The organism is Paenibacillus sp. LBL (assembly GCF_029893715.1).
Classification (GTDB): Bacteria; Bacillota; Bacilli; order Paenibacillales; family Paenibacillaceae; genus Paenibacillus_AQ; species Paenibacillus_AQ glucanolyticus.
This window is the reverse complement of sequence record NZ_JARXYU010000004.1, coordinates 378,873-391,910: the sequence shown is the minus strand read 5'-3', so window position 1 is coordinate 391,910 and position 13,038 is coordinate 378,873. Positions and strand designations below refer to the sequence as shown.

Below are 13,038 nucleotides of genomic sequence, written 5' to 3'. Positions count from 1 at the left end.
GTGCCGCTTAAGGAACGTCAGAAACGATCATGAATCTCCATAGAGACCAGGGTCTGCCTATCATAAAATGTCCAGCCAAATTTTGATGGCCGTCGCCAGGATTAACACGGCTAGAATGATCTGCAGTACCTTGGTATTCATCTTCTTGCCTGCCGAAGCGCCCAAAGGAGAAGCAATCAGGCTGGCAATCACCATGATGAGTGCAGGAACATAATCCACCTGTCCTGTTGTCAACTTGCCTATTGCCGAGCCGATCGAAGAGATGAATGTGATTGCGAGAGAAGTGGCGATAGTCATCCGGGTTGGAATTTTCAGCACAACCAGCATAATCGGTACGAGAAGGAAAGCTCCGGCTGCTCCGACGATCCCGGCTCCAATTCCGACGATAAGCGCGAGCACAGCGGCGAGCCACTTGTTAAACGTAACCTGATCAAGCGGTATATCGTCCACTCCTTTGTTCGGAATGAACATCATCACGGCGGCAATGAGTGCCAGGATTCCATAGATGAGATTGATGCCGTCTTCACTCATCATGTTGGAGCCGAAACCGCCGAGGAAGCTGCCCAGCAATATGGCTGAGCCCATATAGATAATGAGCGTTTTGTTTAAATAACCGCCTTTGCGGTATGCCCACACCCCGCCGATGGTTGCAAAAAACACCTGTACAGCACTGATTCCGGACACTTCATGCGCCGTAAATGCCGCTAGCCCGAACAACGGCGGAATGTACAGCAGCATCGGATATTTGATAATCGAGCCGCCGATACCGACCATGCCTGAAATAAACGAGCCAATGAATCCAATGAAAAATATGGTGGTGATGAAGATTGCGCTCAGTTCCATCATGATGCCCCCTTATATCTTAGGAAATGGGAACCAGTGCCGGTTCCCTTTCCCCATCCATCTGTGTTCATTCATCAAGTTTACTTGATCGAGTCATGAAGTGATCATCCCTCATCACTCTGAATATGGAGTCGTTCAAACGAATGACGATCCATCCAGATCAGCGTACCGCACAGCGGTTAGGCCCGATCTCCATCTCACGCTGCTTGTCGGTGTCCGGCAGTATTTTCCCCATGTTTGTTTGACGAATTTCTTGATAGCTGTTCGGCTGCGGAGGCAAATTCTTCGTTACCATTGTTCGAAATTCTGCTTCATCGGACATATTCAGGCCGTGGTTATCCCGGTACAAATCGCCCAGTTTCTTCGCAACCGTCCCATCCTCGTTCAGCTCGTCCATGATCATAAAGTGGGATGGCAGCACGGTCAGATCATCCGATAATTCGGCGTAACGGGCATAAAGGGTTTCTCGCAAATCGCCAACCCAGTCCTCTGCCAAGCCGGCCAAGTCCGGGCGACCAATGGAATCGATAAACAGAATATCGCCTGTCAGCAGGTACTGATCATCGATGACAAACGAAGTGGAACCGATGGTGTGACCCGGAGAATAGAGCGCTTCGATGCTGATGGTGGTGCTGCCGATTCTTACCTTTTCTCCATCCTGCAGCGGTTTGTACTCAAACACGACCTCAGCAGCGTCTTTCGGAGGAAGCCAGTATGCTGCACCCGTTTGCTCTGCCATCATTCGTCCCCCGGAAATATGGTCGGCATGCAGATGGGTATCCAGCACATGCCTGATTTCAGCATTGATGCTTCGAGCGAATTCAAGATAAACCTCGGTCATACGGGTCGGATCAAACAAAGCAGCCTCACCGTTCGATACCGCCATATAAGACAAACACCCTTTTCCTATCCGAACAAACTGATAGAGCTCACCGCCGTCTGCGAGGTTTCCAACCTTCAGCGGAACCAGATGTTCACTCCACGCTTTCATGCCGCCCTTCAGGTAAGCCACATTCCGGCCATGCTCGGCCAGCATCTCAGCCACCATTACCGAGGAGCCTTCCTTGGCGCATACCACGAGCACCTCTTGATCTGACGGAATCTGATCCAGAATATCCTCTACCCCGTCGATCAGATCAAAGTAGGGTATATTCAGATGCTTCAATTGTTCACCTTCAATCTTCCACTCTTCAAAATCCGAAGGATTGCGAACATCCAGAATGAACTGACTTTCTTTATGAATTGCCTTCATGGCAAGTTCTTGTGCTTGCATTTCTCGTACTGTCATGTTGAAATTCCTCCCGTAGATTTATAATGCCTCGCGCCATCAACCTGCATATCCTACGCCCTATCAAACCGTCAGTCTTGCATAGGCACCCAGCACCCTGTGATCCATCAGCTTATTCGTCCAAGCCCTTCGTTGCTCCGCTCCAGCCGCTCATTCCCGGCACTACGTTTAGTACACTTGTAAATCCGCTTGCGGCAAGCTTTTGCGCCGCCATATCGCTGCGGGTTCCCGTGCGGCAGATAACGTAAAAGAAGTCCTGCCGATTCAGTTCATTCAATCGCTGATCCAGCTCGCCAAGCGGAATGGACACTGCATTCGGAATATGCTTGAAGGCAAATTCCGCCGTTTCCCTCACATCGAGAATCACGACCGATGCGCCGGATTGCAGCTTCTCTTCCAATTGCGCATTAGTAGCCACATGCGGGTAGGATCGTTCCGCCGACTCCTCCCCTGAAGACTTGCGCAGGTAATGCTTCAGCACGTCACCCTCTTCAATCGTTCCAAGATAATGGTGTCCCGAGCTTTCCGCCCACGCTTTCAGGTCGGCCTTGGACCCTTTGTCAGTCGCCTCAACCTCCAGCACTTGGCCACCTTCAAGTTCCTTCATCACTTTTTTCGTACGAACGATGGGCATCGGGCAAGCCAGCCCCTTCGCGTCAAGCTTTACATTGGAATCAATTCCGGCCATATCGTTTCGAGCCTCCACTCTATTTTTTATACCACCCCGGGTATGTTTCATTCCAAAAAAAAGGTGCGGCAAACACACCTGTTACGGTTTTACCGAAAACCAGCCTACTCGGTCTTGCCTTCCCATGCGAGCATGCCGCCCGTCATATTGATGACTTGATAGCCCTGACCCTCCAAGTATTCCGTCGCCTTACCGCTGCGACCGCCGGATCGGCATACCACAATGTACTCCTTCGACTGATCCAAATCCTGCTTACGAAATTCAACCAAACCAAGTGGAATGTTGACTGCGCCTGGAATTTTTCCTTCTGCGACTTCTTCCGTCTCTCGCACATCGATAATATGCAGGATTGTTCCCTCTTCCAGCTTCTTCTCTACTTCTTTAGGAGAAATCTCTCTCATACCTGTATACACTCCCTCTTCATATTAATATTCAGGACCACGTACTCATACCGCCTTTGACATTCGTTACCTTCTCAAAACCCGATTTCTTCAACAATGTACCCGCCTTACTGCTTCTCATGCCGCTCTGACAGATCAATACCACTTCCTGATCCTTCAAAAGTGAGTCACTGCTAAACCGAAGCTGATCCAGCGGAATATTGCGAAAGCCTCGAATATGATTTGCCTTGAATTCACGCGGTGAACGGACGTCGATGAATTGTTTGTTCCGATCCGCCAGTTCATCCTTGAGCTGGGCTGCCGTAATCTGCCTGACTCCCTTCGCCGGAAGAATTCTCCATAGGATAAATAAAATAATAAGTGCAATGAACACGATATTTAACATATTCATCATGAATTCCCCCTTGATATTGAGGTACAATCGCCCATCGCTCATTAAATGAACAAGTTTACGTTGCCATCCTGGGCATCACCCAGATAACCGGCTACACCCGCATATTCAATATCCTCAAACAGCTCCTCTTTTTGCAAACCAAGAAGATCCATCGTCATCGTGCATGCAACCAGCTTCACGTCTTGCTCCTTAGCCAGTTCAATCAACTGCGGCAGCGGAACAGCATTGTGCTTCTTGATAACGTCTTTAATCATTTTCGGACCCATCCCCGCAAAATTCATTCTGGAGAGTCCCATGTTATCTGCCCCGCGCGGCATCATTTTTCCGAACATTTTCTCCATAAAACTCTTTTTCTTGGGCAGTAAAACCTCCTCATCCTTGCGAAGAGCGTTCAACCCCCAGAAGGTGTGAAATATCGTGACCTCATGATCGTAGGCGGCGGCACCATTCGCAATAATGTAAGCAGCCATCGCCTTGTCGTAATCACCGCTGAATAGAACAATCGTTGTCTTTTTGGCTTCTGTCACCTCGTGATCTCCCCTTGTAATTCATACTGCATTTCTACATACCCCTATGGGTATATTAAAACTCAAAAAAAATTATCCCTTCTTAATCCAAAATTTCAACACATCGCCGTCCTCTTGAAGTTCCAGCAATTCGTTGCCAGTCGACTTGGCCCATGCCGTCAAATCGCTCTTTGCGCCTGGATCCGTTGTATGAATCTCCAGCACCTGGCCTGCTTCCATTCCCTTCATCTCCTGCTTCGTTTTCACGATCGGCATGGGACATGCCAAACCTGTGGCATCCAATACTTTATCCACGTTCATCATGATTCCTCCTTACACGTAATGAAAAAGATCTATTTTAATACCCATAGGGGTATATTATCCGGTTATGGACGGTGTGTCAACCCTGCGATCGGGTCTCAACCTGCTGCTCCAACAAAAAACAACGGCGGTTATCTGCTTCGTACGAGCAGGTTCACCGCTTCAACCACAAGCTTTTCTGTATCTTGTCCGCTTTCTTCGGCTTTCTGTACACATTCCACAAGGTTTGAGCTGACTACGACGCCAATCGTACGATCAATCGCCGTCCGCGCTGCCGATAGCTGGGTAATCACATCCTTGCAATCCTTGTCCTCCTCCATCATCTTCAGAATGCCCCGCAGCTGACCCTCAATGCGCTTCATCCGATTTTTCATCTGATCATTGTAATTCATCTCAAATCCTCCTGTCTGTATACGAATTTAATTACCCTATAATTCTTATCGTTTTACATGACATCAAATATATACCCATAAGGGTATAGTGTCAAGTGTAGGGATATCTCCATCTTCATGATGAAGTTTCATTTGGAATCCATTGAACTTATCCCCTTTTTGATTTTTGTCACACATTTCATGTCTGCTCTATGCTATGATACCCCGTAGGGTATATAAAAAACCATTCATAATATCCACCAATATAGGGAGGAATATACTATGGGCAACAAAATCATCATTGTCGGCGGTGTAGCCGGAGGAGCTTCGGCAGCTGCCAGGCTGCGGAGACTGGACGAGAGTTCGAGTATTATTTTAGTGGAACGGGGAGAATATATTTCGTTTGCCAACTGTGGGCTGCCATATTATATAGGAGAAACGATTCAGGAACGCAGTAAGCTGTTGGTTCAAACCGTACCTGGTCTCAGCAGCCGGTATCAATTGGATATACGGAATTTAAGCGAGGTTACGTCCATTCAGCGGCAAGAGAAGCAGGTTACCATTAAGAACCTTAGAACCGGGGATATCTATACCGAAAGTTACGATTATCTGATTCTCTCGCCTGGGGCGAAGCCCATCGTGCCGGATATCCCCGGCCTGTCGGAATCCCGCAACGTATTCACACTGCGCAATATCCCGGATACCGACCGGATCAAACAATATATAGAGAAAGAAAAGCCGAAGGAGGCCGTTGTCGTTGGGGGTGGATTTATAGGTCTTGAGATGGCTGAGAACCTGGCCGAACATGGTATTCAGGTAACACTCATTGAAATGGCTAACCAGGTCATGGCTCCTCTAGACTACGAGATGGCCTCCATCGTACATTCACATCTGACGGAACAAGGGGTCCGTTTAATTCTGGAAGATGGTGTTCGAGCCTTTCACGATGGAGGGAGCCGGATCGAGCTTTCCAGCGGTCAGCTTGTGTCCACCGATATGACACTCCTGTCTATTGGCGTTCGTCCCGAGAATGTGCTGGCTGTTGAAGCAGGTCTGCAAGTCAATGAACGCGGCGGCATTCGTGTGAATGCCCATATGCAAACGTCCGATCCCCATATCTATGCCATCGGTGATGCCATTGAGGTGAATGATTACATTCACCAAAGCCCTGCCATCATTCCTCTCGCAGGACCTGCCAACAAGCAGGGACGCCTTGTCGCAGACCGTATCTATGGGAAAAGCAGCAGTTATAAGGGCACCCTTGGCTCCTCGATTGCCAAAGTCTTTGAACTGACGGTAGCGGCTACGGGTTCCAATGAGAAACGACTCAAGCAGATGAATATCCCTTATCAGGCCATCCACATTCATCCTTTGTCTCATGCCGGATATTACCCCGGGGCGTATCCAATCTCGTTGAAGCTGCTGTTCCATCCGGAAAGCGGACAAATCTACGGCGCACAGGCGGTTGGGGCAGATGGGGTGGATAAACGAATCGATGTGATTGCTACAGCGATCAAGGGCAACCTCAACGTGTGGGATCTGACGGAGGTGGAGCTTGCGTACGCTCCCCCCTATTCCTCTGCCAAGGACCCCATCCATTACGCCGGATATGTTGCATCCAACATACTGGATGGGTTGGTTGAAACCGTACAATGGTTTGAAATGAACGACTTGGTCTCAAGCGGCGCCACCTTAATTGACGTGCGTGAACCCAGCGAGCGGGAAGCAGGTTATATTGAAGGCTCCATCAACATCCCGCTGAACGACCTGCGCAGCCGTTTGAAAGATCTGCCGCAGAACGAAACCTTGTATGTAACCTGCCAGGTAGGGCTGCGCGGCTATTTGGCAGCACGCATACTGACTGAGCATGGCTTCCGTGTAAAAAACCTGGACGGCGGCTGGAAAACGTACGCTTCGGTTTATAAGTCATCCTAACCGGGCCCGTCTTGGTCCGGCTATGAAAGAATATGTAAAAAGCCCCGGTTTCGGGGCTTTTTCCTTAACAAGCATATAGAATCACCTAAATTAACTTATGCGCATACCATTTCTTTCCACGGAATCGCCAGAGGAAGATAGCTCCCCGCACACCCCATTCGCAATTCATCGCAAGCCATACGCCGAGAATGCCATAGCCTAGGACAATCCCCATAATATATCCGAGAATGACCCGGAACAACCACATGGTCAGCATCGACGTAATCGAAGTGAATTTGGAGTCGCCCGCTGCCCGAAGCGCCGATGGCAGTATAAAACTAACCGACCATAACGGCACCTGTACCAGCGTATTAATCAGCAGTACGACAAACAGATCGTTCACAATCTCCGGAGGCGGGTTGAACAATCCCACCAGCGGCCTGTACAGGGGCATGAGAATCAGTCCCATAAGGGCGAGCGAAAATGCGCCCAGCCATAAAAAGGATCTGATGAATTTGCGGGCATCCGCAATATTTCCACGACCGATGCACTGACCTACCACGGTTACGATCGTTAAGGACAATGCACTCGCTGGAATTTGGAATACCGCGGCAAGCGAAGAACCGATGGCGTTCGTTGCGATTGCGTAAGTACCCAGGCTAACGATAAATACTTGGGTTAACAATTTCCCCCCGTTAAAAAACATCTGCTCCGCAGCGAACGGGAGCCCGATAAACATAATCTTGCGCAGCATGGATATTGGAAAATGAAACAGGTCGCGCAGGCGGATATGGAGCGTTGCGTCTACTCTGAACAGGTAGTACAGTGCGCAGGCTGCACCGGCAAAGCGGGCGATGTTCACGGCCAGCGTCATCCCCATAACGCCCATATTCAGGAGCGTGATGAATACGATGTTAAGCAGAACGTAGAGCAGGTTCATGATTAACGACAACGCAAGCGACGCCCGGGTCTTGCCGATCCCCCGCAGTGCACCGCAAACCGCCTGCACCACTGCAATCCCGATGAAGGAGGTGCTGCTTCCGATCAGATAAATTCGCGCACTCTCAAGCACTTCAGGTGAGGCTGAGCCAAATAGCAGATTCAGAACAGGCTGGTGAAGCCCAATAATCAACAGTGCAATCCCTAACGCAATCATCGCAACCGAAGTTACCGTAGCCGCGGAAGCCCTTGATACCATCAGGGCATTGCCGCTTCCCTTATACTGCGCCACCACGACGGTTCCCCCGGTGGCCACCGCCACAAACACATTGATCAGGAATATATTCAGGGAATCCACCATGTTCACGGCGCTGACAGCCGCTACCCCCGATGAGCTGATCATGGCCGTATTGACCAAATTCAAGCCAATAATAAACGCCTGATCGATCAGAATCGGGAAGAACAGAGCCAAGATCTGTCGGTAATCCATCGACTCCCCGGATAAATTTCTTTGAAGCAAGCCGTTCATTTGGGTTCGTAATCGAACCAGCATCTGTCATCACATTCTTTTCGCTGTAATATAAAGAAAAAACTCTTCATACGAAGAGCTTCAGGCTAACGGTATATAGAAAATGCCGCCGCAACTGTTCCTCATGGGAGAGCTCACTCCCTCGCCAAGGGGACAGATACGGATGAATTCATTTGATCCCGGATAAACCCCGTCTTTGATTGGAGGATATCACCAGACCCGAGTCCTGTCAACGGATGTGCGCCACAGCAAAAGACCGTAAACCGCTGATATACGGAGCTTCCCAAGAGCCTGCAGGTTGTAATCCTATATAACGCAGCAGAAGAGGGTGCACCCTCCGTTAGTGCGTAGGAGGTGGTATCTTTGGTGGTATTATGTATGTATCAACTTTATTTGTCATTATGAAGTAATGCGCCAATGAAACGTTATACATCATCACATATAGAGTTGTGACCTGCATACCAAGAAAACGGCTTCGTTTTCCCTTCCATCTTCATCCACTATGTAGGCTTCACCACTGTGAAAGAGTGTGTTTGAAAAATTCCGTTCTATTTTATACATCTTGCCTTCATACACATGACAACCCCGATTGAGGAATTTGTTTTCACGGACAAGAATATATCTTGCCTTGTCAATATCCAACGTTTCTCTCAGTCTCATTATTAAATACCTCTGTTATTATTTTTATTATATAAAGGATTAAATATAATGCTCATCGATTTTCTTCTCGATATCATCAAGAAAGTCTTGAAGTTTATCCCGCAACTCTAATTTCTCACTAAACATGAGATCCTCTTGTTCATATAGATCGAGTAATTCTCTGAATAATATCATATTTATCTTAGTCATCTGTTAATCATCCTCTTTCTTCTTTATATTACTGTATGATCCGTAAGCGTGATCACCCGGACTTTTTCCTGTTGATTCAGGTCCGTTGGTGTATGCGGTCAATGTGAATAATAAATAATGTTCCGCTCGCTCAAGTCCTCTCTTATTCGGATTATATTTATTTTTCTGTTTTTCATTATTTTTATTTTTAAATTCATTGTAGTCCTCAAGTTGCAGTTGTTCCTGCTTATTCAATCGTTGAGCCTCTAACAACGACAAAGCTAATATCGTGCACATCCCTAGTGATACAACTGTGAATCTCATATGCTATCCCCTATTATGTATTTGTTCTTCGAGCCTTAATGAAGGCCCGTATAGATCATACGATCATAATAAATTTCATAAATCTCATATGCGGCTGGGTACTATGTAACTTGAAAATAAGTATAGGATCTTTAACCTTTAGCTTTGCCAATTTCACATCAGTGAGTGGTTCTTGAAATAGTCTCTCCAAAGCCGATTTCTGATTCATTTGCCAATCTCTCATAAATTCATCCATTGTATATAGTCGATTTGAGATAATTTCCCTTCGTTTATTGTTAATATATCTATTAATCTCCCTGCCATCTTCCCCAGCACAATCATTAAATAAGCTTATCTTTTCATCCTCAAGTGCAAATAAGAAATTAATCATCGATATCAATTCTATAGCAGCCGGACTTATTTGTAATTTTATTAATAAATCATCATTCATATATATTCTCCTTCAATCATCATGTTGTCATAGTAATAACTCTGTTAAGTTCATATTAAAGCGGTTGGTAAATTAAGACAACCGAATTACATTGCCCTTGAATTATGCTTGACTTGGCATGATTTGGAAATAAAAGTAATTAATAGTGTCGATAATTGTCGATAGCATATATTTTAGCGAACGTTTGTTCTTATTTTTTTATTATACGATGAATCTCTTTATGAAACAAGATAAATTTGCCAAGCTTATTTTTATATATTTTCTTTATTGATCATTCTGTAATTGCGCATATACTGTTTTAGAATTTTCAGTTTGGACGCTGCTATAGTTACAAAGCTTTTACATTGCCGATAGAAGATTTTACGCGCATCATAATCAATCACTATATCCTTACTGAGATTAGCCATTCTACCTCGATCTGTAACAAAAAATCCGGCTTCCTGCGATATTAACTCCACAATCTGATCATTTGTCGTACAATATACAAACTGACCCTTGTCTGTATGTAGGACCGTTCGAATCTTTCCCCTGATTTTTTCCGGTTCCGTAAAATTAATATCTTCAATGCTCAGCCACTGCGCTTGATCATGGAGTACCTTTCCCTCTCTCCTTATTACAACGATCGATTTCATTTTAAATACACGCCCCCTCATGATTTTGTTCTTGTTTGTTATTGCGAACAAACAACAACTCCTTCATTATAGTATCTTTGAAACTAAGGAGGATAATGATCCCACTCGGTTTAAATAAGCATAAAAAAAGAATAAGCTCTTTACACTTATTCTTCGCCATAAACTTCTATTATTTTATCAATATTCAAAAAATCATTACGTATTCTTGATGCATTATAGTCACTGCTGTTTTTGATTTTGGAAATATTAAATCGATCACATACAATATCAAACGTTTCTTTATCAAACTTTCCTGTTCTTCTTCTCAATTGGTGGGCCATATACACCATACCAGAGTTTCGTATGTTAATAGCCGTTAGGAACGGCTGTTGATACCACTCTCCAATTTTTTTCAATCTTCTGAGGATCAAATGCGAGTCTGCCTTACCATTAGCCTTTGTATTTAATATGGCACTACGAAATATGTATTCATTTCTCACTAATTTGGAGGTTGGTGCTTTAATATTCGCTGCCGGATTTCCGTTGTTTTTATAATATATCTCTTCTTGAAAAGCATTATTTAACATTATTACGAGTTCCTGGGTCAATTCCAATGTTCGTTCGGAAAATGAAATCTGATCCCTATTATTTCTCAATAATACACTTGAATCCTCCTGATTAATATCATGAATGGTTAAATTAAGTACTTCACTATACCCCTTCCCTAATATCCCTTCGAATATCGATTGAATGATCGCGGAATCCTGAAAGTTGACTAACCCCCCTGTAATATCATCAATTTCTTCCTTGGAAAAAATCATTTTGTTCGTTTTATCCACAAACTTGGAATAATATTCTTGCCCAAAAATAGCATCTAACGGATTTAGATTATTTATCCTTAAATCTTCTTCTATCGCCCAGCGAATATAGTTTTGAATAATGGAAGCAGATGATAAAACAGAATTCATAGTTTTCGGATTTAGATAACTAATCAGCCGTTCGATTTCATAGATATTAAAATCATAAAGATCTTTTTTGAATTGCTCCTCCAACATTTTCGCTCTGTTTAAAACTCTCGAGAAGGTAGATAAAGTGTTTGATTTTAATCCTTTTAGAAACATTAACTTCTGTTCTTCGTTATAGAAGCCGCTTTCGTATATTTTATTAGACACTTCGTCACCCTCTTATCAACAATTAATATAATTAACTGAAATAGTGAATCATCGCATTGCGATTTCTATTATTGTTTATACCTCTTCGATCTTCGAGAATCTCGAGCAGCTCACGACTGTGAAAATCAATTTTATCTATTCTGTCTTTTATTTTATTCAGGTCGGTTTGTTGTTCCTTAAAATCTTTTGCAATCTGAATATATGCGGCAAACATCAACGGATGATTGATATAACCTTTCCGGTATTTATTCGGATTCATTATAAACTCTTGAGCGAACAAACCGGTTAGATAGGTGAAAAAGTCAACTAAATAATTGGAGACTTCCTTCGCTTCCAAGGTTGTTTTGGGATCAAAAACTCTATCGATGGCATATGACAAAATATCAAACGTTGTCAGCTGCCCAGCGATCTCGCTTATCTTGGAACTAGAGGCTATTTTCCCTTTCAAGTCTGTCTTTTTCTGAAGATCCCTGACCACAATGTCAGAATATTTCTGAGACTTGAGTTCCTTCAATCTTTGGGGCTTAACTACATTAATGGTGTTGATTTGACCAAAATATTTTTTAGCTGAGTCTGTATCATAACTGCGAACCGATAAAATCATTTCTAATTCAAGATCCGGATTTATGGCTACAGCTCGTACTCCGCCCTGAAGCCTGTGAAATCCATCAAGAATTGAGATCGTTGCTCCGGTACTTATTGTTAGTATTTTGTTTTTATCGTTATATTGTAGAGGTTCAACATCCGTTGAATACACATTTAATGTCAACATATCCGACAAATAGGTTTCTCGAAGCATATGATCGGAAATGTCTTCCACGCTTTTCTTGTTGATATCTGGTACAGGTACTACCCCGTTCTTCGTTCTCTTGAATTTTGGACTTCTCTGAGTTTCATAATCATAGGTAATCAATTGAGAATGATACATTTGAACGAGGTAAGACATTTTTATTTTCGTAATATAATTTTCCAAATCGATCATAGTTACATCAGTCAATTGAATCGGCAGTTGCAGAAGATGATTTTCCTTAGAAGTTCCCGAATTTTTTTTTGACAACTCGATCTCACGATCCGAATAATATTCATAAGGGGAGATGGATGGATTGCCAGTAATGGTATGTACAGCTAAACATACTATACACAAGAGAGGAGAATCTAATGCTGCTATCCGATCATCCTCACGAGCTATGGAATTAATCGTACCGTTTGGAATATTATATTTTTTTAATTCCCCATTGATTTGTTCCAGTACTTTTCTTTTATGCTTTATGTCCTCAATTACATTCTTCAGGGCATCTTCCAACTCTTCCCGATCCCTATACAAGCCTATTCACCTCACACAATTAACCGACATTTCGCTATCTTCGCTATTATACACAAAAAATAAAAATAATACATAAACCATATTTATATATTGTCATATTTTATATCGTTTGATTTCCCTATATGGATAGGGGGTAACTGTTCTGATCACCTGGT

The 13,038-nt window shown here is 44.2% G+C and carries 16 protein-coding genes; 1 reads left to right on the top strand and 15 read right to left on the bottom strand.

The window, feature by feature from the left end:
• Positions 1-60: 60 nt before the first annotated feature.
• The 8 genes from M2277_RS13030 to M2277_RS12995 form a co-directional block, all read right to left on the bottom strand.
• A complete protein-coding gene (locus M2277_RS13030; RefSeq protein ID WP_280754932.1) occupies positions 61-843 on the bottom strand; it encodes a sulfite exporter TauE/SafE family protein in 783 nt (260 codons plus the stop codon).
• Between the two features lie 160 nt (positions 844-1,003).
• A complete protein-coding gene (locus tag M2277_RS13025; protein ID WP_280754902.1) occupies positions 1,004-2,131 on the bottom strand; it encodes an MBL fold metallo-hydrolase in 1,128 nt (375 codons plus the stop codon).
• A 112-nt stretch (positions 2,132-2,243) separates the two neighbouring features.
• Positions 2,244-2,819: a sulfurtransferase TusA family protein gene (locus tag M2277_RS13020; protein WP_280754901.1), complete on the bottom strand. Its 576-nt coding sequence runs from the start codon at positions 2,817-2,819 to the stop codon at positions 2,244-2,246.
• 104 nt (positions 2,820-2,923) lie between these two features.
• Positions 2,924-3,220 (bottom strand): rhodanese-like domain-containing protein, encoded by a 297-nt coding sequence (locus tag M2277_RS13015; protein ID WP_063479220.1) that lies wholly within the window; start codon positions 3,218-3,220, stop codon positions 2,924-2,926.
• A 31-nt stretch (positions 3,221-3,251) separates the two neighbouring features.
• Positions 3,252-3,611, bottom strand: coding sequence for a rhodanese-like domain-containing protein (locus M2277_RS13010; protein WP_280754931.1), 360 nt, complete (start codon positions 3,609-3,611; stop codon positions 3,252-3,254).
• Between the two features lie 44 nt (positions 3,612-3,655).
• On the bottom strand, positions 3,656-4,141 hold the full coding sequence (locus M2277_RS13005) for a DsrE/DsrF/DrsH-like family protein (protein ID WP_036637495.1): 486 nt from the start codon (positions 4,139-4,141) through the stop codon (positions 3,656-3,658).
• 72 nt (positions 4,142-4,213) lie between these two features.
• Positions 4,214-4,441 (bottom strand): sulfurtransferase TusA family protein, encoded by a 228-nt coding sequence (locus M2277_RS13000; RefSeq protein ID WP_006209597.1) that lies wholly within the window; start codon positions 4,439-4,441, stop codon positions 4,214-4,216.
• Between the two features lie 131 nt (positions 4,442-4,572).
• Positions 4,573-4,833, bottom strand: coding sequence for a metal-sensitive transcriptional regulator (locus M2277_RS12995; protein ID WP_006209596.1), 261 nt, complete (start codon positions 4,831-4,833; stop codon positions 4,573-4,575).
• Between the two features lie 261 nt (positions 4,834-5,094).
• Here M2277_RS12995 and M2277_RS12990 point away from each other — a divergent pair, with 261 nt between their 5' ends.
• Positions 5,095-6,747: an FAD-dependent oxidoreductase gene (locus tag M2277_RS12990; protein WP_280754900.1), complete on the top strand. Its 1,653-nt coding sequence runs from the start codon at positions 5,095-5,097 to the stop codon at positions 6,745-6,747.
• A gap of 85 nt (positions 6,748-6,832) precedes the next feature.
• On the opposite strand, the gene M2277_RS12985 is transcribed toward M2277_RS12990, so the two are convergent.
• The 7 genes from M2277_RS12985 to M2277_RS12955 form a co-directional block, all read right to left on the bottom strand.
• Positions 6,833-8,218 carry an MATE family efflux transporter gene (locus M2277_RS12985; protein ID WP_006209595.1) on the bottom strand — a complete coding sequence of 462 codons (1,386 nt, stop codon included), beginning with the start codon at positions 8,216-8,218 and terminating at the stop codon, positions 6,833-6,835.
• 675 nt (positions 8,219-8,893) lie between these two features.
• On the bottom strand, positions 8,894-9,043 hold the full coding sequence (locus M2277_RS12980; RefSeq protein ID WP_280754899.1) for a hypothetical protein: 150 nt from the start codon (positions 9,041-9,043) through the stop codon (positions 8,894-8,896).
• Between the two features lie 3 nt (positions 9,044-9,046).
• A complete protein-coding gene (locus M2277_RS12975; RefSeq protein ID WP_280754898.1) occupies positions 9,047-9,346 on the bottom strand; it encodes a hypothetical protein in 300 nt (99 codons plus the stop codon).
• Between the two features lie 55 nt (positions 9,347-9,401).
• Positions 9,402-9,776: a hypothetical protein gene (locus M2277_RS12970; RefSeq protein WP_280754897.1), complete on the bottom strand. Its 375-nt coding sequence runs from the start codon at positions 9,774-9,776 to the stop codon at positions 9,402-9,404.
• Between the two features lie 251 nt (positions 9,777-10,027).
• Positions 10,028-10,408 (bottom strand): hypothetical protein, encoded by a 381-nt coding sequence (locus M2277_RS12965; protein ID WP_280754896.1) that lies wholly within the window; start codon positions 10,406-10,408, stop codon positions 10,028-10,030.
• Between the two features lie 146 nt (positions 10,409-10,554).
• Positions 10,555-11,559: a phage lytic cycle repressor MrpR family protein gene (locus M2277_RS12960; protein ID WP_280754895.1), complete on the bottom strand. Its 1,005-nt coding sequence runs from the start codon at positions 11,557-11,559 to the stop codon at positions 10,555-10,557.
• 31 nt (positions 11,560-11,590) lie between these two features.
• Complete coding sequence (locus M2277_RS12955) at positions 11,591-12,883, bottom strand: DNA sulfur modification protein DndB (protein WP_280754894.1); 1,293 nt, start codon at positions 12,881-12,883, stop codon at positions 11,591-11,593.
• Positions 12,884-13,038: the final 155 nt, after the last annotated feature.

Excerpts from the sequence above, each read along its gene's own strand:
- M2277_RS12970 (WP_280754897.1), bottom strand. The coding sequence starts at position 9,776 with ATGAATGATGATTTATTAATAAAATTACAAATAAGTCCGGCTGCTATA.
- M2277_RS12985 (WP_006209595.1), bottom strand. The coding sequence starts at position 8,218 with ATGCTGGTTCGATTACGAACCCAAATGAACGGCTTGCTTCAAAGAAAT.
- M2277_RS13030 (WP_280754932.1), bottom strand. The coding sequence starts at position 843 with ATGGAACTGAGCGCAATCTTCATCACCACCATATTTTTCATTGGATTC.
- M2277_RS13025 (WP_280754902.1), bottom strand. The coding sequence starts at position 2,131 with ATGACAGTACGAGAAATGCAAGCACAAGAACTTGCCATGAAGGCAATT.
- M2277_RS13015 (WP_063479220.1), bottom strand. The coding sequence starts at position 3,220 with ATGAGAGAGATTTCTCCTAAAGAAGTAGAGAAGAAGCTGGAAGAGGGA.
- M2277_RS12990 (WP_280754900.1), top strand. The coding sequence starts at position 5,095 with ATGGGCAACAAAATCATCATTGTCGGCGGTGTAGCCGGAGGAGCTTCG.
- M2277_RS12995 (WP_006209596.1), bottom strand. The coding sequence starts at position 4,833 with ATGAATTACAATGATCAGATGAAAAATCGGATGAAGCGCATTGAGGGT.
- M2277_RS12975 (WP_280754898.1), bottom strand. The coding sequence starts at position 9,346 with ATGAGATTCACAGTTGTATCACTAGGGATGTGCACGATATTAGCTTTG.
- M2277_RS12980 (WP_280754899.1), bottom strand. The coding sequence starts at position 9,043 with ATGACTAAGATAAATATGATATTATTCAGAGAATTACTCGATCTATAT.
- M2277_RS13020 (WP_280754901.1), bottom strand. The coding sequence starts at position 2,819 with ATGGCCGGAATTGATTCCAATGTAAAGCTTGACGCGAAGGGGCTGGCT.
- M2277_RS12965 (WP_280754896.1), bottom strand. The coding sequence starts at position 10,408 with ATGAAATCGATCGTTGTAATAAGGAGAGAGGGAAAGGTACTCCATGAT.
- M2277_RS13010 (WP_280754931.1), bottom strand. The coding sequence starts at position 3,611 with ATGAATATGTTAAATATCGTGTTCATTGCACTTATTATTTTATTTATC.
- M2277_RS13000 (WP_006209597.1), bottom strand. The coding sequence starts at position 4,441 with ATGAACGTGGATAAAGTATTGGATGCCACAGGTTTGGCATGTCCCATG.